This window comes from Pantoea sp. RIT-PI-b, assembly GCF_001187905.1.
In the GTDB taxonomy this organism is placed as follows: domain Bacteria; phylum Pseudomonadota; class Gammaproteobacteria; order Enterobacterales; family Enterobacteriaceae; genus Pantoea; species Pantoea nemavictus.
The window spans coordinates 19,170-39,637 of sequence record NZ_LGIS01000028.1; the positions used below are offsets into that span (position 1 = coordinate 19,170).

The 20,468-nt window shown below is 48.3% G+C and carries 25 protein-coding genes and 2 pseudogenes; 12 read left to right on the plus strand and 15 right to left on the minus strand.

Going from position 1 to position 20,468, the window contains the following annotated elements; genetic code table 11:
- Positions 1-108 precede the first annotated feature (108 nt).
- The gene (locus tag AC790_RS18425; RefSeq protein WP_049852699.1) at positions 109-1,059 is read left to right on the plus strand and encodes a bifunctional helix-turn-helix transcriptional regulator/GNAT family N-acetyltransferase; all 951 of its coding nucleotides are present in this window, start codon (positions 109-111) and stop codon (positions 1,057-1,059) included.
- Between the two features lie 244 nt (positions 1,060-1,303).
- On the opposite strand, the gene AC790_RS25180 is transcribed toward AC790_RS18425, so the two are convergent.
- The 6 genes and pseudogenes from AC790_RS25180 to AC790_RS18460 all read right to left on the minus strand — a co-directional run bounded on the left by AC790_RS25180 (position 1,304) and on the right by AC790_RS18460 (position 6,323).
- A complete protein-coding gene (locus tag AC790_RS25180) occupies positions 1,304-1,705 on the minus strand; it encodes a hypothetical protein (protein WP_235440747.1) in 402 nt (133 codons plus the stop codon).
- Positions 1,706-1,819: 114 nt separating this feature from the next.
- Positions 1,820-2,758, minus strand: a complete 939-nt coding sequence (locus AC790_RS18440; RefSeq protein WP_049852701.1) for an alpha/beta hydrolase — start codon at positions 2,756-2,758, stop codon at positions 1,820-1,822.
- 373 nt (positions 2,759-3,131) lie between these two features.
- On the minus strand, positions 3,132-3,932 hold the full coding sequence (panB, locus tag AC790_RS18445) for a 3-methyl-2-oxobutanoate hydroxymethyltransferase (protein WP_049852702.1): 801 nt from the start codon (positions 3,930-3,932) through the stop codon (positions 3,132-3,134).
- Positions 3,933-4,003: 71 nt separating this feature from the next.
- Complete coding sequence (locus AC790_RS18450) at positions 4,004-4,336, minus strand: hypothetical protein (RefSeq protein ID WP_049852703.1); 333 nt, start codon at positions 4,334-4,336, stop codon at positions 4,004-4,006.
- Positions 4,333-5,643, minus strand: a pseudogene (gene brnQ / locus AC790_RS18455) (branched-chain amino acid transport system II carrier protein). Before brnQ ends, AC790_RS18450 begins: the two are co-directional and overlap by 4 nt.
- Before the next feature lie 65 nt (positions 5,644-5,708).
- Positions 5,709-6,323: a LysE family translocator gene (locus tag AC790_RS18460; protein ID WP_049852704.1), complete on the minus strand. Its 615-nt coding sequence runs from the start codon at positions 6,321-6,323 to the stop codon at positions 5,709-5,711.
- Between the two features lie 181 nt (positions 6,324-6,504).
- Here AC790_RS18460 and AC790_RS18465 point away from each other — a divergent pair, with 181 nt between their 5' ends.
- Entirely contained in the window at positions 6,505-6,957 is a 453-nt protein-coding gene (locus tag AC790_RS18465; RefSeq protein ID WP_049852705.1) for an Lrp/AsnC family transcriptional regulator, read from the plus strand.
- A 195-nt stretch (positions 6,958-7,152) separates the two neighbouring features.
- On the opposite strand, the pseudogene AC790_RS25185 reads toward AC790_RS18465, so the two are convergent.
- Positions 7,153-7,347 (minus strand): annotated as a pseudogene (locus AC790_RS25185) (DUF6434 domain-containing protein); the annotation flags it as partial.
- Between the two features lie 1,354 nt (positions 7,348-8,701).
- On the opposite strand from AC790_RS25185, the gene ycgZ reads away from it, so the two are divergent.
- The 3 genes from ycgZ (at position 8,702) to AC790_RS18485 (ending at position 9,576) form a co-directional block, all read left to right on the plus strand.
- Complete coding sequence (ycgZ, locus tag AC790_RS24385) at positions 8,702-8,944, plus strand: regulatory protein YcgZ (protein WP_072093448.1); 243 nt, start codon at positions 8,702-8,704, stop codon at positions 8,942-8,944.
- A gap of 34 nt (positions 8,945-8,978) precedes the next feature.
- Positions 8,979-9,263 (plus strand): hypothetical protein, encoded by a 285-nt coding sequence (locus AC790_RS18480; RefSeq protein ID WP_049852708.1) that lies wholly within the window; start codon positions 8,979-8,981, stop codon positions 9,261-9,263.
- A 61-nt stretch (positions 9,264-9,324) separates the two neighbouring features.
- On the plus strand, positions 9,325-9,576 hold the full coding sequence (locus tag AC790_RS18485; protein WP_049852709.1) for a biofilm/acid-resistance regulator YmgB/AriR: 252 nt from the start codon (positions 9,325-9,327) through the stop codon (positions 9,574-9,576).
- A gap of 309 nt (positions 9,577-9,885) precedes the next feature.
- Here the strand turns inward: AC790_RS18485 and AC790_RS18490 are convergent, their stop codons facing one another.
- Complete coding sequence (locus tag AC790_RS18490) at positions 9,886-10,146, minus strand: hypothetical protein (protein WP_049852710.1); 261 nt, start codon at positions 10,144-10,146, stop codon at positions 9,886-9,888.
- Between the two features lie 564 nt (positions 10,147-10,710).
- Positions 10,711-11,427 (minus strand): YafY family protein, encoded by a 717-nt coding sequence (locus AC790_RS18495; protein ID WP_049852711.1) that lies wholly within the window; start codon positions 11,425-11,427, stop codon positions 10,711-10,713.
- A gap of 57 nt (positions 11,428-11,484) precedes the next feature.
- On the opposite strand from AC790_RS18495, the gene AC790_RS18500 reads away from it, so the two are divergent.
- Positions 11,485-11,850 (plus strand): VOC family protein, encoded by a 366-nt coding sequence (locus tag AC790_RS18500; protein WP_072093449.1) that lies wholly within the window; start codon positions 11,485-11,487, stop codon positions 11,848-11,850.
- 77 nt (positions 11,851-11,927) lie between these two features.
- On the opposite strand, the gene AC790_RS18505 is transcribed toward AC790_RS18500, so the two are convergent.
- The gene (locus AC790_RS18505) at positions 11,928-12,530 is read right to left on the minus strand and encodes a site-specific integrase (protein ID WP_049852713.1); all 603 of its coding nucleotides are present in this window, start codon (positions 12,528-12,530) and stop codon (positions 11,928-11,930) included.
- Positions 12,531-12,755: 225 nt separating this feature from the next.
- Between AC790_RS18505 and AC790_RS18510 the strand changes: the two genes are divergently transcribed.
- Positions 12,756-13,259 carry a DUF1543 domain-containing protein gene (locus tag AC790_RS18510; protein WP_049852714.1) on the plus strand — a complete coding sequence of 168 codons (504 nt, stop codon included), beginning with the start codon at positions 12,756-12,758 and terminating at the stop codon, positions 13,257-13,259.
- Positions 13,260-13,445: 186 nt separating this feature from the next.
- The gene (locus AC790_RS18515) at positions 13,446-13,865 is read left to right on the plus strand and encodes a VOC family protein (RefSeq protein WP_049852715.1); all 420 of its coding nucleotides are present in this window, start codon (positions 13,446-13,448) and stop codon (positions 13,863-13,865) included.
- A gap of 206 nt (positions 13,866-14,071) precedes the next feature.
- Here the strand turns inward: AC790_RS18515 and AC790_RS18520 are convergent, their stop codons facing one another.
- Complete coding sequence (locus AC790_RS18520) at positions 14,072-14,740, minus strand: DUF3313 domain-containing protein (RefSeq protein ID WP_049852716.1); 669 nt, start codon at positions 14,738-14,740, stop codon at positions 14,072-14,074.
- 121 nt (positions 14,741-14,861) lie between these two features.
- Here AC790_RS18520 and AC790_RS18525 point away from each other — a divergent pair, with 121 nt between their 5' ends.
- From AC790_RS18525 to AC790_RS18535, 3 genes are all read left to right on the plus strand, one after another.
- Positions 14,862-15,338 (plus strand): hypothetical protein, encoded by a 477-nt coding sequence (locus tag AC790_RS18525; protein ID WP_049852717.1) that lies wholly within the window; start codon positions 14,862-14,864, stop codon positions 15,336-15,338.
- A gap of 82 nt (positions 15,339-15,420) precedes the next feature.
- Positions 15,421-15,711 (plus strand): hypothetical protein, encoded by a 291-nt coding sequence (locus AC790_RS18530; protein WP_049852718.1) that lies wholly within the window; start codon positions 15,421-15,423, stop codon positions 15,709-15,711.
- A 78-nt stretch (positions 15,712-15,789) separates the two neighbouring features.
- Positions 15,790-16,092: a hypothetical protein gene (locus AC790_RS18535; RefSeq protein ID WP_235440749.1), complete on the plus strand. Its 303-nt coding sequence runs from the start codon at positions 15,790-15,792 to the stop codon at positions 16,090-16,092.
- A gap of 321 nt (positions 16,093-16,413) precedes the next feature.
- On the opposite strand, the gene AC790_RS18540 is transcribed toward AC790_RS18535, so the two are convergent.
- The 4 genes from AC790_RS18540 to AC790_RS18550 all read right to left on the minus strand — a co-directional run bounded on the left by AC790_RS18540 (position 16,414) and on the right by AC790_RS18550 (position 19,343).
- A complete protein-coding gene (locus AC790_RS18540; protein ID WP_049852805.1) occupies positions 16,414-17,031 on the minus strand; it encodes a TetR/AcrR family transcriptional regulator in 618 nt (205 codons plus the stop codon).
- 264 nt (positions 17,032-17,295) lie between these two features.
- Complete coding sequence (locus AC790_RS18545) at positions 17,296-17,616, minus strand: ASCH domain-containing protein (protein WP_082204291.1); 321 nt, start codon at positions 17,614-17,616, stop codon at positions 17,296-17,298.
- A gap of 204 nt (positions 17,617-17,820) precedes the next feature.
- Positions 17,821-18,108 (minus strand): N-acetyltransferase, encoded by a 288-nt coding sequence (locus AC790_RS24580; RefSeq protein ID WP_235440750.1) that lies wholly within the window; start codon positions 18,106-18,108, stop codon positions 17,821-17,823.
- A 632-nt stretch (positions 18,109-18,740) separates the two neighbouring features.
- Entirely contained in the window at positions 18,741-19,343 is a 603-nt protein-coding gene (locus tag AC790_RS18550; RefSeq protein ID WP_049852720.1) for a DUF2913 family protein, read from the minus strand.
- Between the two features lie 397 nt (positions 19,344-19,740).
- Between AC790_RS18550 and AC790_RS24390 the strand changes: the two genes are divergently transcribed.
- Positions 19,741-19,926: a general stress protein gene (locus AC790_RS24390; RefSeq protein ID WP_072093450.1), complete on the plus strand. Its 186-nt coding sequence runs from the start codon at positions 19,741-19,743 to the stop codon at positions 19,924-19,926.
- Positions 19,927-20,468: the final 542 nt, after the last annotated feature.

Consider the following 20,468-nt stretch of genomic DNA (forward strand, 5'->3'; position numbering starts at 1 on the left):
GCGCCAGTCCAATGTCCGCTATGAGCGAACAGCAGACATGAAGTAAATGATTGACAGACCCGGCGGCCAAATGGTTGTATTGTACAACTAATCTATCGGGTTAAGCTAATGACTTCAGAACTACAGACCATAAAAAACATACGCGCGGCTTCACGTTTAATGGTGCGTGAATTGGGTTTCATGAACCAAAATCTAGCTGCAACTAATTATCCTCCCTCAGCTGTGCACTCTATGCTTGAAGTTGAAACTCATGGAGCAATGACAGCCGCTCAACTGGTACAGATTTTGGGGCTGGAGAAGTCCAGCATCAGTCGTATGCTCGCTAAACTTGTCGAGGCTGGAGAACTTGAAGAAACCCCTTCCGCAGACGATGCCAGGACTAAGCTACTAAGACTTACCGATAAGGGCAGAGAGACGGTACAGAGCATAAATACTTACGCTGACCAACGCGTATCCGCAGCACTCGCCAAACTCGATCCGTTTACCCATAAGGCCGTATCAAAGCACCTTTCTTCATATGCCTTCGCGTTAAAAGCCTGTCGCGAAAACTCTACTGGTGAAGTGCAAAACAGCTTCAAAGTAGTCTCGGGTTATCATGCAGGGATGATTGGCCGCATTACTGAAATGCATGGCAGCTATTACGCCAGAGAGTATGACTTCGGTAATTTTTTTGAAGCGAAGGTTGCCGCAGGTCTTGCTGATTTTTCGGCGCGAGTAGATAAGCCATGTAATCAGATCTGGCTGGCGATGGTGAACGAGCGCATAGTCGGCTCAGTTGCTATTGACGGTGAGGATCTGGGAGATAATGAGGCGCATCTTCGCTGGTTCATCCTTGATGATGGCTGTCGTGGCAGTGGACTGGGCAGAAAACTCATTGCAGAAGCAATGCGTTTTTGTGATGAGCAGAAGTTCGCATCAGTACAATTATGGACGTTTAATAAGCTTACCGCGGCAAGACGATTGTACGAATCATTCGGATTTGAATTGTCGAAAGAATGGGAAGGCGATCAGTGGGGCAGTACTATTACTGAGCAACAATTCACTCGAAAAATTCTCTAAATATCATTAACAACTTATGGCTTTGGGCATGATATTTTTGGAGAAATTACTTCGATCAGTCATCTATTCCTCAATGGTGATGTCCGCTTCTGGCACGAAGCGGACTGCCATCGGGCTGATGTGCGCTATGAGTGAACAGCAGACATTACTAATGGCGACTCATTACGATGAAATAAACATCCAGTCAACGCACCTTATGTGTGCAGACAGATAGCTGTCAGGGCTACGCGTTCTGATAGACATCCTATCCGTTGCCGTGGATGTCTTCAAACACTACGACCATCCCGTACTCCTCCTGCGGATCCAGGCAGAAGTAGACTCCGTTTACCCTCTTGGCATTGTAGTCTCGCCAGAAGTCGACGGTCTGCACGAACAGAAATATCCGCCCGCCGCTCTGGTTGCCGACAAAGCCTTGCTGCTGCTCGTTTGAAGCGCGAGCAAGGAGAAGATTACAATGGTCATCAGAAATAGCTTGATGCCTATTTTCAAGCTGCGCCGAAAAAGTTGAAGACCTCATACCGGCGGAGCATTGAGGTTGCCTGATTCTCAGCCTCAATGACATTAAGTCGTTGCTCTCTCCTGATACTTCGCCCAACAGTGCTGTCATCACTCTGTAAGTCAATAATCCGTTATATGCTGCCAGCATATGTAGACATCAGATGACATCCGCAAAATAACTGCACGATCAGCTGGCAGGTTGAGAACATTTCACATGCACTATCATTTGTTGGTTTTCAGAGAAAAGAGTTTACGACAACCGTTATCTCAATTTGTCATTCTCATGAGTCTGTTTCAGATAACCGTTAAAACGCATCCACAGCATGAACTGTTCGAAAACAAGTGAGGTTGTCGTCTCAGGCATGCCAAATCCAAACCCATGACCGCCGCTTTCATAGCCATGAAACTCTACCTTACGTCCAGCTTTACGCCATGCCTCAACGATATCCATTTGCTGTTTACCAAAAAGGGGATCGTCAAAAGCTATGGCCAGGAACATCGGCGGCGCGTCATGAGGAACCGATTCTGAGGCGAGAGAGGGATAAAAAGAGGCTATAAAGTCTGGCCGTGCGCTGGCGTCTGAGGAAACAGCTACTTTAATGGCTGTCACGGCCCCGGCAGAGAAGCCCATCACACCCACTCTTGATGGATCGATGTGCCATTTCCCGGCATTTTCCCTGACCATTTTTACAGCCGCGAGGGCATCCTCAGTAGCCCGTGGCTCTTCCGGCATGGGAGTACCATCGGAAAGACTTTTAGCAATAAGCTGGCCCCGTGACCGGGCATAGGCTGCAAATTCTTTTTCATCCACAGGGGTTTTGCTGATTCGGTATTTCAGTACAAATGCGGTGATGCCATTTTCAGCGAGCTTTTTAGCTATTTGCCAGCCTTCATGCTCTACAGGAAGGATCATGTATGCCCCGCCGGGTGCGACGATAACAGCTGCACCAGTAGCCTTGCCTGGTGCGGGTAGCACGGGGGTAAGAGTGGCCTGCGTAACATTACGAACAATGTAGGTTCCGCCAGCCTTATACCATATTTCTTTGTTTTTTCCCGCAACGTGTTCAGGACGAAGTGGCAGGGCTGCTGGCTCAGCTGGAGGTTTCACTCTTATCATTTCAGGAAGTCCGTTGCCGTTTGAGACCGATGCAGTAACTGATAAGATCATGAAAATTGAAACCATTAACCTTTTTTTTGACATTTATATATTCCTTTGGCACTTAAGATTTTTAGTAATTGAAATTCAGAGTAAGAACGATCGCAACCAGACGTCTTTCATTATATGTTGACACCGGTAATTTTATACCCTAAGAGACCATCCTGTGCTGACGCATAACGCAGCGCTAATATTAATAATTTTTTATATTTTACAAAAAAATATTATATAAGAATTAGTTAATGTTATTATTCCGGTAGGCCAGATTCTTTTTCACTTCCAAACGTATCGTTGAGGTAAAGGCTTAAGTAAGTTAAGGTTTCAGATGCATAAAAATGGCAGGTCAAAAATGAAGTCCGCTAAAGATGCTTGGGCAAAGTGTCAGAGCCGCTTAAAATAAGCGGCGGTAGTACCTAATTTATTCTGAATAGCAGTGTTCCGGTGCAGGGAAACTGCCGTCTTTAACGGCAGAGATATAATTTTTAACCGCTTCCTGAATGTCGTCATGTCCCTTCATAAAGTTTTTCACGAATTTTGGGGCTCTGCCGGTAATGCCCAGGCCAAGCATGTCGTGGAGCACCAAAACCTGTCCATCTGTATCAGGACCGGCACCAATGCCGATAACCGGGATGGATACAGATTCGCTCAGTGTTTTTCCCAGTGAGGCAGGGACCGCTTCAACCAGCACCATTGCGGCACCGGCTTCTTCAAATTTCTTAGCCGTATCAATCAGGGTTTCCGCCTGCTTGCTGTCACGGCCCTGAACCTTAAATCCGCCAAGTACGTTAACCGACTGCGGGGTCAGACCAATGTGGGCGCAGACCGGGATGCCGTTGCGGGTCAGCTGACGCACGGTGTCGTTCAGCCATTCTCCCCCTTCAATCTTGACCATCTGTGCACCGGCCTGCATAAGCTGCGCGGAGCTGTGCAGTGCCTGTTCGGGCGAGGAGCAAGTCATAAAGGAAAGGTCGGCGATGATGAAACCGCCGTTATTACCGCGCTTAACGCAGGCCGTGTGATAAACCATATCTTCCAGAGTGACCGGCAGAGTGCTGTCATGGCCCTGCAGGATCATACCCAGCGTATCGCCGATGAGAAGCATTTCAACGCCCGCCGTGCTCAGCTCATGCGAAAATGTCGCGTCATAGCAGGTGAGCATGGTGATCTTTTCGCCGCGCTGCTTGAGTTTTTTCAGGTGTGTCAGAGTGATTGATGGCATAGTGTTCTCAGCTATATCGTTACGTTAATGATGGGTAATGCGGGTGCGATAATACCGCTTTCCGGCACCGCTTAATGAAATTTTTCAATTCGCCAGACCCCTTCAAGCCCCGGCGTACCGCAACGCAGATACAGCGAACCGCTTTTTATGCTGAGTTCGGGCTGCATCAGCGGGGTATGGCATATTTCCCTGACGGCGGCAGGTGTCAGCAGCGAAGCGTCATTGACGTATCTTACCCGGCCGAGCGCCTCCGGATAATAGCCGGTCGTGTGCCAGAGCAGGTTTTCCGCGCTCGCAAAAGTAATGAACAGTACGCAAATAACACAGGGGATCAGAACAGCTTTCAGTGTTGTTTTCTCTTCTGCGGAACGGGTCGCTGCTGCATCAGGTAGCGGTCTGTTCATGATGCAGCCTGCGCGGTCCGGTTCAGGCGGGATACGCTGAAGCTCAGCAACAGCACGATGCCGGCCGGAAACAGCCAGGCCATTTGCTGGCCGTGCAGGGGCAGCGTGGTATACACAGACGGCACGAAGCGCTCCAGCCCTGCAGCGGCCAGTCCATCAAACACGCCGCAGAGAAACGCCACTGCCGTGGCCGGAGCAATAACGCGTACCGGCCGGCTTAGCCGGTGACGCATGAAGCTCATAACGATCAGGATGATAAAGGGCGGGTAAACCGCTATCAGTACCGGAACGGAAATCCGGATGAGGGTGTCCAGTCCCGCGCAGGAAATGGCAAAGGACAGGGCGGCGAAAAACAGCACCAGAGGCCGGTAGCCAAAAGGCGTGAGGGTGCTGAAGTAGCCTGCGCAGGAGCATGTCAGGCCGATAGCCGTGACCAGACACGCCAGGGTAATGAGCACGCCCAGGAACAGCGGGCCGCGATCGCCGAAGGCATGCTGAACGAACGCGCGCAGTACGTCCGCACCGTTCGTGGCATCTGGTACAAGTGCGGTGCTTTTCATGCCCAGCATGAACAGGCTCAGATATACCAGCGCCAGACCCACTCCGGCAATGATGCCCGCCTTGGTGGTATAGCGTGTTATGTGAGCCGGTGACGCCATGCCCCTCGCGCGAACCGCGTTTACCACAACCAGACCAAAGGCCAGTCCCGCCAGCGTATCCATCGTCAGGTAGCCGTTAACGATCCCGCTGGAAAGCGGGGACGCAACGTAGCCGGCAACCGGTGTCTGCACCGGAACGGCGGGAAGTTGCAGGACCGCGACACCAAGCACGATAAGGGAGATGATTTTCAGTGGCGCAAGAATTTTCCCGACCGACTCCAGCAGCCTGCCAGGGAAAAATGAAATCAGGGCTACAACCGCAAAGTAAACCAGGCTGTAATAATACAGCGCATTTCCCGAATGGCCGGTATAAGCCGCCAGGCCAAGCTCATACGAAACGGTGGCAGTGCGCGGAGAGGCAAACAGCGGGCCAATAAATAGATAGCAGGCCACGATAAGCACGTTGCCCGCTATCTTTCCTACCGGGCTGATGATGTTGCCCATTTCTCACCCCGCTTTTGCCAGCGCGACGACCGAGAGTACCGGCAGTCCAACGGAGGTGACCAGAAATCCTGCCGCTGCCGTCCAGACGTGACTGCCGGCCTGAAGTCCGATGAAGGGAGGGAAGATGATGTTGCCCGCACCGAGAAATAGCGCAAACGCCATAAAGCCCAGGGCGAACGTATCCCTGACGCTGAGTTTATTCATAGTGAACCTGCCAGAGAAGTTTAATTTTTGTCAGCTTTGATGCCTGAATACTGATGGACTGCTTGTCAGAAAAATTGCTCTGCCAGCAGCAGGACCGCAATAATGATCATCAGGCCGCCCGAAATCCGGCTGACGTTTTGCGCCGCGCGCGGGCGCGTCCTGAGCATGGTGCCTGAGCCGTACCCAACGAGCAGGTAGACAACTCCGCAGCTGAATACGTGAACCAATCCAAGCGCTGTCATCTGCAGCGGAAGCGGCCAGCCGGCATTGACGTCGGTGAACTGAGGCAAAAGGGCTAAAAACAACAGAAATACCTTTGGATTAAGTCCGCTGATGCAGAACCCCTTGAGTGCCCATTTCAGTGGCGATCCGGCATCCTCTTCCTGACCCGCCAACGGTTCTGGCGGTTGACGGAGCATGCCAACGCCAAGCCAGAGCAGATAACCAGCCCCGGCAATCGTCAGCGCGGACAGTACGCCCGGAACGCCCGCTATTACCGAGCCGACGCCGGCGGCCACTATAAGCGTTGCGATAAGATGGCCGATCAGCATGCCGGCAACCGCCGGTAGCACACGACGTCCCCGGATGCCGGCTGAAATAGCGTAAGCCCAGTCGGCACCGGGCGTAATCACGAAAAGCACGGAAACGGCCCAGAACGCAGCGAACATATTCAGAGACATTCGACGTTACCCTTAAAGACCCCATTTCTGACCGAATCTTTATCGTTGTCTGAAACCTGCATGTATTGAAAACCCCTACCGGACTGATACGTTTTAAGATGAAGAAAGAATATCGCTTTGTATGCGGAATGTGCTTTCATTTATAGTCTTTAAACTAATATGAATCGGGAGGTTTTAAGGTTTGAACAAGACAGACTGCAATATTCTTGCTGAGCTTCAGCAGGACGGACGACTTTCGCTAACTGAACTGGCTGAACGGGTGGGGATAAGCCTGTCATCCTGCCAGCGGCGGGTCAAATCTCTGGAGCAGGACGGCGTTATTATCGGCTACCAGGCGAATCTTGACCCGGCAAGCTTCGGTCTCAACTTTTCAGCTATTGTCTTCGTCACCCTGCGCGAAGGAGACCGGCAGGCGGTCAGCAACTTCGAGGCTGCCGTAAAAGAAATACCGCAAATTATTCAGGCGCAGCGTCTGTTTGGCGATCCGGATTATCTGCTTTATGTAATCACACATGATTTGCCAGCTTTTCAGATGCTCTACGATGAAAAAATTTCTTGTCTGGCGGGAGTGCAGCGGCTTACCTCAACGCTGATAATGAAAACGGTGGTAAAAGATCGTGCCCTGCCAGTCTGATGTCAACGCAGGAAAAAATTCATTTTTTTCGTATTCAGGTAAAACACTTTTGTCATCTAAGTGCAACAATGGCGTGCCAGGGAGGCATTGTAAAAAATTGGAACGCCCGCGGTTATTCAGATGGGTGTGGTCCGCCGACGCGGTAACGTTCTTTCTTACCACGGCGGCTATGAGCGAGGAGCGGACGTTCCTACCTTAAAGTGGATGCCTGCGCTTCCACTCATCAACGACATCTCCCAGATTTTTTGGTATGTCATTTCGTATCCAGGCCATAAATTCGCGATCAAACCGGAAATCTGGGCCGCACTCATGAAGCATGAAACGGCGAACGTTTAATGTATTTCTATAGTCTTTATCAACGGTCATAGAACGTGTTAATGAAGAACTATGCTAGTCGATCTTCACTTGTTAACTCCTGTTTTGAAAAGCAATAGCAGGGTTCATATCTTACACGCTGACTTAAAATGCTCACTTCTGGTACTAATTAGACATTAATCATCGCATTTCTTTTTAAGAAGAGATAGATATAAACTACATGATTTAGGGAAGGGGGTAATTTCATGTAAAAATCATGACATGTATGACAGTTTATGGTTTGCGAAATACAAAGCAGAACGTCAAAGGCAAAGCAGGTAGATATTAATCGAAAATTTGAGTTTGATCACGTCACCATGCATTATTAATAGAAAAATTTTTACACCGTAAGATTATCAAGAGATTTTAGTTTTCTCGCGCAGAGTGCTGTTAATAAACCCAACCTATAACAACTGTTTCGTTTTTGATATATTGTTAAATCTTTTTGAGGAAGAGCTATAATATTGTCGATAAAGTCTTAGTCGATTTAACAGCCTTAGTTTTATTGTAAGCTAAAAGCGAATTTCGTCTGCTCTTAACTCTGCTTCGAGCGTGGGAGATTACGTCCAGCCATTTCGGGTCGGCCATATTAGTGATGTATTGTTCTAAAGCGGTCAACATAGCTGACCATATTGTAAACTGATAATCTTTATCGTTTATAAGAGAATCCCGCATTGATTGTATAACATTATCTACTTGTGATTTTATTTCCAATAAAGATGTTCCTGCCTGATGCTTTGCGGCTAATCGCCTTATTTCTCTAACATGACTATTTATGTTGATTTCATTCATGGTTAGTAACTCTCTACGTGAATGCTAATATTTACCTCTTTACTCATAAAAATAATTGACGAAATGGTGGTGAGTTTATACTGGCAGCGCTTCTTTCTATCTAGATTAGACTGGTACTGAAAGAATGGGAAGTGAATACTGTAGAATTTTTTCTTCACAAGGCTGCTTTGAAATAAACGAAGCGGTTTCATTTATCTCGTTTTCATTATAACTGTTCGAATCATCGTGATCTTAAGAAATAAATGCATGCTTTATATCAATTCTCGTATAAATTGACCCGGCGGAACTCTCCGCACGTAACGAATGATGCTTTGCATCGCCTCTGGAAGCGTAAGGGATTTCCACTTCCAGGGGTAATTTTTTACCAGGCAGTGGGCCTCTTATCGACGCTCTGATCCTTCATTATGCTGTAAATCAAAGAGAAAAATGCAAAACACTAACTCAAGTAACCTCATGTAACCTCATGATTTATAGCACCTTAATTTATTAGGTATTAAATATTTCCTAAATGGAAGATGCAAAGCTGTACAAAGGCACTAACTCTGTATAAGTTTGTGTCACTTTTCCTGATTTAATTAACGACATTCGAGGTTAATTCATGCAGCAATCCGTTGGCATACCTAACTCAGTAAGTGACATTGCAGCCTACTTTAGCCGTGCATCTCTTCCTTCTCAGCAGGAAACGCTGGGTAGCATAGTGGTAGAAATTCTTCGTTCAGGACGCAATCTGAACCGAAAAGCGATCTGCACAAAACTTGTATCACGGCTTGAGCATGCATCCTCGCCTGAAGAAGCTCATCACTATCATCAACTGATAGCGCTCCTTTTTGCTCGGGGCTGAATTGCCTTATGGCCCAATCAGGGCAGAGAGTCTTATGAACAATAGCGATGAAGAACAACTTAGTGACATTCTCATCGGCGAGGCGGTATTTTCATTGCTTCGCGAAAAAGTCGGGATTTCCCGAAAGGCGATTCTGTTAAAGCTTAAGAATATGCTCGAGTCAGAACAGGATCCCGAGCGAGTCTGTACAATATTACGGGCTATTCAAAACGTAAAGTCTGAAAAGACGCAGAGTGAATCAAGCCGAATGGACGGTGGTAAAAGTGCAACAACGTTAACCATCGAAAGTTATGATCACGACAATACAACCCGACACTGATCACGGCTAATCCGTAAAGAACTGGAAATCAGTACGTAAACGAACCGCATAAGGGAAATGTATGCAGCAAAATATTACCGAATCAGATCTTCAGTCGTACCTGGAAAGTACAGGGGACCAGTTTACCTCAGAAAAAGAAGTGATTGGTATCATAGTTAAATCACTCATAGCTGAAAAAGGGCGCGTAACGAATAAGGCAATCATTTTGCGCCTTATTGAAGAACTGGAATGCACAACTGACATTGAGCAACTTGATGTGCTTCGTAACTGCCTTGAAATTGTGGTAGGACAAACGGCTGACGATGAGGGTTAAACCGTTCTTGAATCTGGTGGGAATTTGAAACCGGATAACTTCGCCAGTTGTTTGTCGGTGTGATAACGAACAAAACTGGTGTGAGATTTTAACTGTTAACCAATGTCACCAAAAGACTACTATCTGCAAAATTTGTTTATCCAAAATTTAACTAAAAATTTTTTTACACATAAATGCGTTTATATGGAGAGTGTCGTCCCTGACAGTTTCTCCGGCCGGTACCCGTTTTCACGTTACCGCTGAGGTTATTCGCTTCGTCGTTTCCCGGCCGGAGCCGGATTACTTCCTAAGGCATCATTTCTTTAATAGTTAATTCAGATCTCGGTTCAGGCCTATAAGGGTCTGCAGGTACGGTACCTGCTTCTCGGCGACCTCGTCTGAATGGAAACTCTTCAGCCATTCTCTGGCATTAAAGATATCCTTCAACCTGACGCTATCAGTCTCCGATTTTGCCATGTAGCCAAGTTGAGTGAACAATGAGCCAATACTAATCTCTTTTTCACCCAACGCCAGGCTAAATGCCGCTTCGCCAATAATGGCATGGCCTTTCTCGTTGTTTTGAAATAACACAGAATTTCCTCCATTAGTACGAATTTTAATAACCTCATGTATTACTATAGACTCTGAGCATTGGCTTGCACTTCATTTAATCCGAAAAGCAAATGGGCTTTCATATCGGATGTGCTTCCAGGAATTATCCGGATGTTCTCAGCAATGAATATTTAAAAAGAGTGAGAGATTATACACTTTTTACTGGGTAAAAGGCGGGCGAGCTATCAAGGCCTATTAATAGCGAAAAGTGGATATAAGAATTATCAAAACATGGCAGTTGTGCCACGTTAAAAATAACAATTTCTGGCCGGCCCCCGCATACGCCTTAATCTCGATACTGCGGCGGAACGGTTTGTTCCGGCACCTGTTTCTTTCGATTTACTTAAAAATGGCCTGATGATTTTGACGCACCTTCATGGTTATGCACTCAAAACAACTGTCTGCAGTTCAGCAAACAAATTTTTTAAATGTCCGCTTCTGGCACAAAGCAGACATTGAGTGGGGCAAATTCCGCTATGAGCGAAGAGCGGATATATTTATAGATAAGAACAGCACGGATTTTCTGGAGCAATCATATCCATTTCAGCTACGCGTGGGAACGATGTTATCCAGACCTGCATTACGCCATATACGGAGTAAGCTATGCCGGGAATGAGGATATCCTTCCTGCAGGTACTGAAGAGATTTTAATCGCGTTACGTCGAAATGACGGAAGTCGTTACGTTCTTCACACCATGCAGCAAGCACAATAGCGCCGGAGAAGTAACCCAGCGCGAAAGGCCATATCGTTCTTGCACTCATATTACCGAGCCTGTCTGTATAACCTGCACGGATTTTACGTCTCCACCTGATGGCGCTTCGAACAACGCCCAGGTTTTCAAAGTAGTGATGAGCTTCCTGTCTCTTTCCCACCAATAATGTCGAGTCATCAAACAGTGTCTGTAACTGTGGCGGAAGACCGTGGCGGACTTTCCCCGTTACCTCTGAAGCCGCTTTAGCAATGCCCTTATCACCATATGTGGCTACCCAGCGTAAACCGAGCGCCAGTGCATCGAGCTGTTCGGGGGTAAACATCACCGGCGGTAGATGATGGCTCCGGGAAAGGATATATCCTGTGCCAGCCTCACCCTGAATGTCGGCACCCTGAGCGCGTAGTGCGCCAATATCACGGTAAAGTGTACGAAGACTGATTGAAAGTTCTTCAGCCAGACTGTGGCCGCTTATCGGATGGCGATGCTGATAAAAAATCTGCAGAAGATTGAGAAGGCGTTCTGCTCGTTTCGGTCCTGATGCTGACATGTTTTGTCAATGCTCCCTGCAATAGTGAAGTCTCATTCTTTTTGGCGTGAGAGACTCATGATACCTAACCTGATCATTCTTTATGTTGATAATCCGATTGTCAGCAGTGGTTTTTACCAGAAGCTATTCAATACAGAACCAGACGTGATGCTTCCGACGTGGGTGGCTTTTTCCTTTAATAACGGCCTGAACCTTGGACTATGGTCAACGACAGCGAGTGACTTTGTATCCTGCGGTGTAGGTAGCCGAACTGAATTGAGTTTTATGGTGAAAGATATTCAAGAGGTTGATGTGCTTTTTCAGCAATGGTCAGAGAGCGGTGTGCAGATAGAACAGGAGCCCAAACATGCTGTTTTTGGCAAGACGTTCGTTGCGCTTGATCCTGACGGGCACCGTATCCGGGTATGTATCCCGGACGAATAAGTTAAAACGCTTACCTCTCATTTTTGAACCTGACGCATTCGCTTCTGGCACAGGGCTGCTGTTGCAGCCCTCACAGTCTAGACTTCAATTGACTCCGATATTTCCAGAGCATCATCTACTTCAATGCCAAGGTAACGTACTGTGCTTTCAAGTTTTTTGTGCCCCAAAAGTAACTGGATTACCCGAAGGTTCTTCGTTTTTTTATAGATAAGATATGGCTTGGTTCTGCGCATTGAGTGCGTACTGTAGAGCGTCTCATCAAGACCCAGCTTCCCAATCCATCCATGAAAAATGCGGTTATATTGTCTGGTTGAGATGTGTCTTGAAGAACCAACGCGGGACTGGAAGAGATAGTCGCTATTACTTAGTTGAGCCATTTTGATCCACGCGGCTACAGCCTCTCTGGTTCCCTTAGTCAGTTCAAACTGAACAGGGCTGCCCGTTTTCTGCTGCAGCACTGTCGATCTGCCCGAAACAGAGTGCCCATAGGCTATATCAGAAACTTTTAGCTTAACCAAATCACAGCCCCGAAGTTTACTATCCAGAGCCATGTTAAAAAGAGCCAGATCACGAACTTTTCCTTCCAGCTCAAGACGGATACGAATTCCCCAGATATGAGAGATCTGAAGAGGCCGTTTCTGGCCGATAATGCGGCTTTTGTTCCAGGGGTATGTTGTCATGTTCAATCTCCATTGGGTTAGGAGATGTGATTATGAGTGTCGCGTATGAGCGAAAAGCGGACTTTCTGCATGCCGCCGATGTAGGCGACTAACAGTAAAAAGCAGATATTATCTGGATAAGTAAAGCCCGGATGTACCATTTCAGCATTATTTTTTCTGAGGTTGCAGCCGGACTCGCTATATAGTCAAATGCATAGCGATTTTTACGTTAAAAGAGATTAATTAATGAACCTGTATATGTTTTATATCGGTGGTAACGCAGGAAAATCCAATATTGAGGTGCACGATATTCAGTTTGTCGCTGCAGAAAAACCAGAAGACGCCTGGCCCATCCTTCGCGATGTATGGTTTGGCGATAAAGATAAAATTCATATTGATGGCTATAGCCGCATCACTTGGGCTGATGGTTACTCCATCACTCTTTCCTCTGAACCATCAGGTTCAACAAAAAAGTTATTTTTCGTCAATGCTGGCGGGTACAGACCTGACACACTTGCTGAGTTACATGAGTTCGATTTGTTTGTGGCCGAAAATGCTCAGCAGGCCAAAAGTAAAGCCTTAAAGACACTGCTCTGCGGCGCCAACCATCAGCATAAAGACAACCTAAAGGATGTAGACGATTGTCTGTTACTTGAAAAGGTAGGTGAGTTTTATATTGATTTGACCCCCAGCGATTCAGGAAAACGTGATCAACCAGAATGGCAAGGTTATCAACCGATAGGTATCTAAAACCGTAAACATAAATCCGGCCGATGTCCGCTTCTGGCACTTAGCTGACGCTAAGTAATGTCCGCTATGAGCGAACTACTGACATCAACACAATGCATCTGACAATTGTGTCGCTGAGTTCATGGACTTGAACCTTCTTCAAGCCATCTGATATATGCTACGCCAGTTAAAAAATGGAGTTGAGCAATGACTGAGCTGAAAGCTCCCTACTGGAATCGCATGGTTCCCGAACTGACCGTAATGGATTTTTCTGTCTCCCTACACTTCTATGTTGACGTGCTTGGTTTCAACATCATGATAAGGCGTAATGAGCCAGATTTTGCCTACGTCAGTCTCGGCGAAGCACAACTGATGCTGGAGAAATATAATCCGGAAGGATGGAATACGGCTGAACTCGTCAGACCGCTGGGTCGCGGCATTAATTTTCAGATAGAAGTAGAAGATATCGAGTCGGTGCTTGCTCGTGTCCGAGCCAATGGCTTCAAGTTGTACAGAGAGCTACGCGACAATCACTATAACATAGGAGAAACGACGGCCTGCCAAAGGGAGTTTCTCGTACAGGATCCAGATGGCTACCTCTTACGCTTCAGCCAGTATATTGAATGAAGTGCCAATGTCCGCTTTTGGCACGAAGCGGACGCGCGCAATAGGTCCGCTTTGAGCGAGGAGCGGACATTGATAATTCATAACACACCCCTTTTGGCGAGAGGATCGCTGTTGTGAATAATGGCTTAATCCATATCCTGCCAGTGCAGCGATAGATACACTGGCAGGGCCCTCTGCTCACAGGCCGTGATGTTATTATTATCGCCTTAACGCAGTTTTTCCAGCAGCTGCTCTGCGCCTTTGTCCACTCCGGTCTCTGCCGCGCTCATTGAGCCAAACGTTGCACCCACGTTCATGGCATTAGGATACTGCTCCGCCACGTAGGCCAGCAGCAGCTCGCCGGTCGCGGCATCTTTTACCTCCACGGCATAGTTAACGTACCCGCTCATCAGGCCGCGGCCGCCGCGCACTGACTGAACGATGTTATAAGGTCCGCCGGCGAGGTCGAATTTTGTGAAGGTGCCCACAACCTGAGGCGTGGTGTCCGCTCCGGTGAGCGTCAGCTTAAGACGGAGGCAAGGGGCTCTTCCGGCATGGGTATTAACAGTAAACTTCTTCGCCAGCACTTCGGTAAACTTCTTCTGCATGTAGTCTGCCAGATTGCGCCTGTCCTCCTGAGGCAGGTCGTTAAACTGCGCGTCGCTGCCGCCGTAGATTTCGACGGGGTCGATGATAATGCTCCGGTATTTACTCCAGTCAACCGGAGTGGTGTAGCGGAAAGGGATGCGGTCGCTGTCATCAGTCGTATTGGGGGTCATCCGGGATGTGGTTTCAATGCCGGAATATTTTACCGGGGAGGTGGATGAACATCCCGCGGTGGCAACGACGGCGGTCAGGATCAGCGCGCGGGACAGGTTTCTGAAAAGACGGGCCATGAATATTTCTCCGGTTGTTTTTAATATAATGAACTGTACGGTATAGTTAATATGGTTTATTCTGACCCTGTCAAGAAAATGTTTCAGTTCGTGTCCGTAAATTTCAGCTCAGGAGCGCGGCATGTTTTCCATTTACCCAGGATTTCAAGCGACAGGCTTAACAAACGAGACCTGTCCTCAGCAGGTGATTTCCCGGGCGCAGAGGGATGACGCGCCCGTATTCGTAATTCAGGGGAAAACAGAAAGTGCTGTTTTTACTTGGAGCCTGCCGCTCCGCTATTCCGGCTTTTCGGTCCGGCGGAGGCTGATAAGAATGATGCTGATGCTGCAGAAATGCGGTGAAGCCGGAAGCCAGCGCCGCTGGGAGGCTTTTACGCCGGCGGCTGACTATGTCCGGAGCGTCATTGATACGGCAATGTTGCGCGGAGAGTTGCGCTGCCGGCCCTCTGACGAAATGGCACACGCCTACCTGATGGTGACCTGGGAGTTACGGAGCGTTATGGCCGGTGTTCAGCAGGATAAAGTGCTGCTGCGCAAAGAGGTCCGGCGAAGAACAGCTGATTTTCTGAGCCGGTATGGGACGGAGGCACGGGTATGAAGGTATTACTGTTCAGGGCCATTCTGGCGCTTGTCTTTATTGCCGGCGGGATTCTGAGCGCGTTTGATGCCGGATTTGCCTGATGGAAGGCTGGCTGGTAGCGGAGTCGCTGGGAAATACGCCGCCGCATCAGTGGATTGTGTATGGCTTCATGCTGACCGCCCTGACGTACGCCCTGCTGAGAACCGCTGGCAACCTCAGGGAGATGTACCGATTGCGCCGGCTCGGGAAGCGACGGGCCAGGTACTATGCCGTCAGGGTGTGGGGGACCTCATCAGAACTGCTGCTGGTAGTCCTCGTGGCGGAATGCCTTGTCACTGACGCGCTGTGTGCGCTGCTTCTGCGGGCGCTCCACGACGTCACTCTCTGGTGAGAACAGCTTTGGCGGGATCAGTTTATACGGAAGCGTAAGCCATAGCGCTAAAACGGGAATTTAAAAGAGGGCCTCAACGTGATTGAGAAACTGTCAGAGATTAACGGGAATGTATCCTGGATGGACTGGAGCATGATAAGCATCCTGATTTTATTTGGCACCCTGGTCATAACCGTCATGATTATGTGGTGGCGCGTCATCAGTAACATTGCTCAAGTCGTCCACATCCGGCGCGTTAAGGCCCGCCGCGAACGGAAATATGCCGAAGGTGCCTGGGGTGTTCGCCAGAACTCGCTGATGACGCTGCTTATTGCTGAGACCCTGGTGGCTCTGGCCATCAGCGCCCTTATTGTCCTCGTGCTGACAGGGGCGTCATTCTGACTTCGCTCAGGCGGAGTGGGTGAAAGGCCCGCCGGAGGGCGGGCTGGAGAGATTCAGATGTGGCTGCCGATGGTAAGACACCCGGAAAGCATCAGCACGGCCATACCGGTCACGAGAATGTAAACAAAACGCATGTCAGATCCTCAGAATAAAGAAACGCAGCCGCTCAGCACAAACGACCCCACGGCAACAGCGGCCACCACTAAAAAACGATTAAGCATTAACGCACCTCGCTCACATATAAACTGTACGTATCAGTTTATATATGAATTAAAAACAGTCAAGTGAATATGCTGAATCTTAAGGGCGGAGGTCGCTCTGTCAACGCGGTGACGCGCCAGCCATGAAAACCTCTACGGCACTTTGCACCATAGCGACGATATCCCCACGGGTGTAAACCGGCATATCGTGCCGGAGAAATAGCTCGTCCGCTTCGGCCTTCACCAGCGCAGAAAACTGTTTCGCACGCAGGTCGGGGCGTGCAGGCTGCAGGTCACCAGCTTCAATATGCTGCTCCATCAGCGCCGACAGGGCGTTCATGCTTTCCCGGACGCCGGACTCGTAGAAAATATCACCAATGCCGGAATGCCCCGCCTCGCCGATGACCATGCGGTAGAGCTGAAGTCCCTTCCAGTCCGACGTCATGGCGCCCAGCATGCCTTCACCAAATCGCTGCAGCCTCTCAGGCAGGGGGAGATGACGGCTGTCCTGACTGTAAAGATCGTCCGCAGCGCGCGTCAGAAAGTTGGTGCCATAGGCCCTGACGACGGCGTCAAGAAGGCTTTCCTTGGAACTGAAGTAGTTATAGAGCGTGGCCTTGGAGCACTCTGCCGTTCTGGCCACTCCTTCCATTGAGGCTCGTTCGTACCCCTGCTCGAGAAAGACTTTCGTTGCAGCATTCAGGATGTCAGTTCGTTTCTTTTCAGTCAGTGTTCGCATGTGGTTTCTCCCTGTAAACAAGCCAATATTAACAGAACCACACGGTTCATTAAAGGCGCGCATTTTTAGTTTCAGCATCCAAATTGCTGACTTTGAACAGCTGCCTCATAGTTAATGGAATGCAGACTTACAAACGTCTGCTTCTGGCCCAGAGCCGACATGCGCGCGTGGCAACGTCCGCTTTGAGCTCACAGCGATAGGCGGACGTCAAATTATGGCGACAGGTAGGTTCTGCCACAATAAACTAACAACCCTGCCACCAACTTACGCCTCAGGCGGTAAATGGTGGATGACCACGACCTCGGAATCCATCTCTATGCGCGGGTAGTGCTCACGCATCCCTTCCAGCAGTTCGGCATCCGGCCAATCCGTGCTTTTCCCAATTTTGGCAGCGACGTCAGAAAGCGGCATCCTTTCAACGCGCGTGACCCACACCATGACCGTGTCGGAGGCATCCCGCACGTTTACGTAAAGCATCGGGCCCGGCACAATTTCGCGCTCCCGCCAGCGGATGGTATGAAGTTTCCTGCCTGCGCGAACGTCCGGCAGCAGACGCGGCACGATCTCAAGATTCTGCAATGACATTACCTCCGGCGAAAAAAAGGCTCCCCGCAGCGGGAGCCTTCAGCACATACAGCAGCAGTATCAGTGTATACCCCTGGTGAGGCACACTACCGTTATCAGCCTTCTCAGCGGGCACATAAGCGCAGCCGGTATCTTTTTTCCTGGTACCTGACATGCGTCACTTTTTTAACATAAAAGCGCTGTTGCGAATCGCTTACGCCCACTTCATACCTTGATGGTGTAGCGGACAAAATCCTCCAGAACAGCCAACCGATCGTAGAGCGCTCGAGTTGGATTGGATTCACGAGTGATCCAGTAAACTTTCGCCCATGATTTTTCCGTAGCTTCGTCCCGGATAGCTTCTATAAGCGACTTTCCTGCTCCTACGCCTCGCTTTTTCTCGTCAACATACAAGCAGTTGTGTTTGATGACAATCAGGATGACAAGCCCGCTAATTGAAACGCACGTTAACTCTCTGGTTGAGCTGTAAAACCGCGCATCCAAATTAAACACGGTCCGGGCTATGATTGATTAAAAAACATACAACCCCCCTGAACCCCTGCCGTAGTAAGGAAGAACCACATTTATCCACAGGGTTACGGGACAGATATACACTTGTTATGTGGGCAAGAAATGAGTAACTGACCTTTCAGCTATTAGGAGCATGATGGGATTTGATGCAAGGTGAGTGAAAAAAACCACGCAGAACTACGTGCTGTTAGCACCTGAAAATCCTGAATCTTAATTTTTATTATTCACATAATATTTATACATAAGAAAAAGCTAAAGGTTTATCTATCTGAGTCCGATAACAAAAAAGCGACTGCTCCACAGTCTGCCACCATTTAGATGAACGTTTGCAATGCCGAATTTCTTAAGGGCCGTCCTGGCCCTCTTTTTTTCTCAGAATTGAGAATCTCCCGCATCTGCCAACTGTCGGTTGCGTTAGGAACAAAACACGATATTAGTGACTCCCTGGCGACGTCGCTGAGCTTTGTCGCGATGGCGTAAGCGACGCAGGCATCTATTGAGATGGGTTATTGGTATATGTATTCCATCTTAAAAAGCATAACTACCTACCGATAATGCTTCCCTTGGAGAGGAAAACCTGGATGCTGCTCCTGGATTATGCGTTCAGATTTTTGTTACGCGGCGTTAAGATTTTCCGAAATAAGCTGGTACAGTAGCGGGTCCGGCCCAACTACCGGTTCTCGCCGCCAGCCTGAGCGCAGGAGCAGCGTATCAATCACACTCAACTCTCCTGTTATGCGTACAGGCAGAGGGCGTATCTGCTGTCCCCATTCACTGAAGCCGTTATCCAGCACCCTGCGATTAACATAAATACCGGGCACGGACGTACTTAGTTGCAGCTGTCGCCGTCCGTTCCACTCAGACTCGCTCAGCAGCATATACAGCCAGCCATTGAGCTTCATCGCCTGAAGTGCGTGCTGCAATCGGAATAAGTCATTCTGTGCACGAAGCTCGCCACTGCCGGAGCGCCAGAGATAATCGAGCTTACCTGCCAGGTCCGCCTGCTGGCCCTTCTCACGACTCTCCTTCAGAAGCCAGCGGATGTCGTTCGCATGTTCTTTCGGAAAGCGGCACTGCTTTTCAGCGGTAGCAAGCCAACGCGATATAAAAAGGTTTTCCTGCGCCGGCGTGTTGACTAGGCCGTCGCGGCGCGCAATATGAAGGGCTATCAGTCCACACCAGGCAAAATGACTGACGTTAAAGTTAACTTTATCCATGCTCTTCCTGTTGATGCCGAACCGGCATGATTTAACCGTGCTTTATTCAACATTGTAGAGCAGTAATGGTGATCGGTTGAACCGCTGCAGCACTAAAGCAAACGATTGCTATCCTGATAACTGCAGAAAAAAAGGATAAGAAGACATTGAAACAGAAAGATTTTAAGTTATGTATTGATGATGTCCCAGAAATTGTTCCGGGATTTTTCCCGGTATTTGTGAATATTTATTGCTCCGAACCATTTTCTGCTTTCTTCTCTTAATGCTTGCTGATAGCTGTTTTTTTTACAGCTTTACCTGTCTTTGCCTGAATGACATAACCGTAACGGCCTACTACAGTTAGTGATGTGACTAGCTAGTCCTTAAATCTAATGGAACATTGATAAGAGGTCTTCCTATGAACAAACAGAGCTACAGAGGCGGCGCAGGGAATTTTGCTAACAATCCGGAACGAGCTAAAGAAGCTGGAAGCGCAGGAGGCAAAGCCAGTGGTGGTAATTTCAAAAATAATCCTGAAAGAGCCGTTGAAGCGGGTCGGAAAGGTGGCCAAATAAGCCGACGTCCTCCAAAAAAGTCTGAGTAAGGTGCCTTAGGATTTTTTTCGCCATGGATTGGCATGTTTTAATAAACCACCGTCAATTTTTACCGGTATTATTTCATTACTAACAATGCCCATCACTAATATCTCTCTGATAAAAATCATCTTTTTGGGGTGTTATGCATCGTAGATGATTCATGATCCTGTTTAAAATAATTAAGATGCCTGACCTGAACTCGCAATCTAACGCCGACCAGCGGCCCATGTGATGCAAAAATGATTCAGGTAATCGCAGAACTTACTCTATAAACGTATCCAGGTAAGAGCTACTTTAATAGTGCATGAAAGTGTTGTGTGACTAAGATTAAATCATCTACCCCGTAGCCTGCATAGATGGACGCGGTAATCAGCTGCCCCGTCGCCGGGGCTTTTTTTGCATCAAAAATCCAAATCATCTTAGCAAATGATTATCATCAAAAAATTTATTACCAGACTAACTAAGATTGCTATTATAGTGACGGAACACACAGCAAACGTGTTGCTAACGAGATGATTTTACCATTTGAAAGACTTTGAGCCTGCTTTTA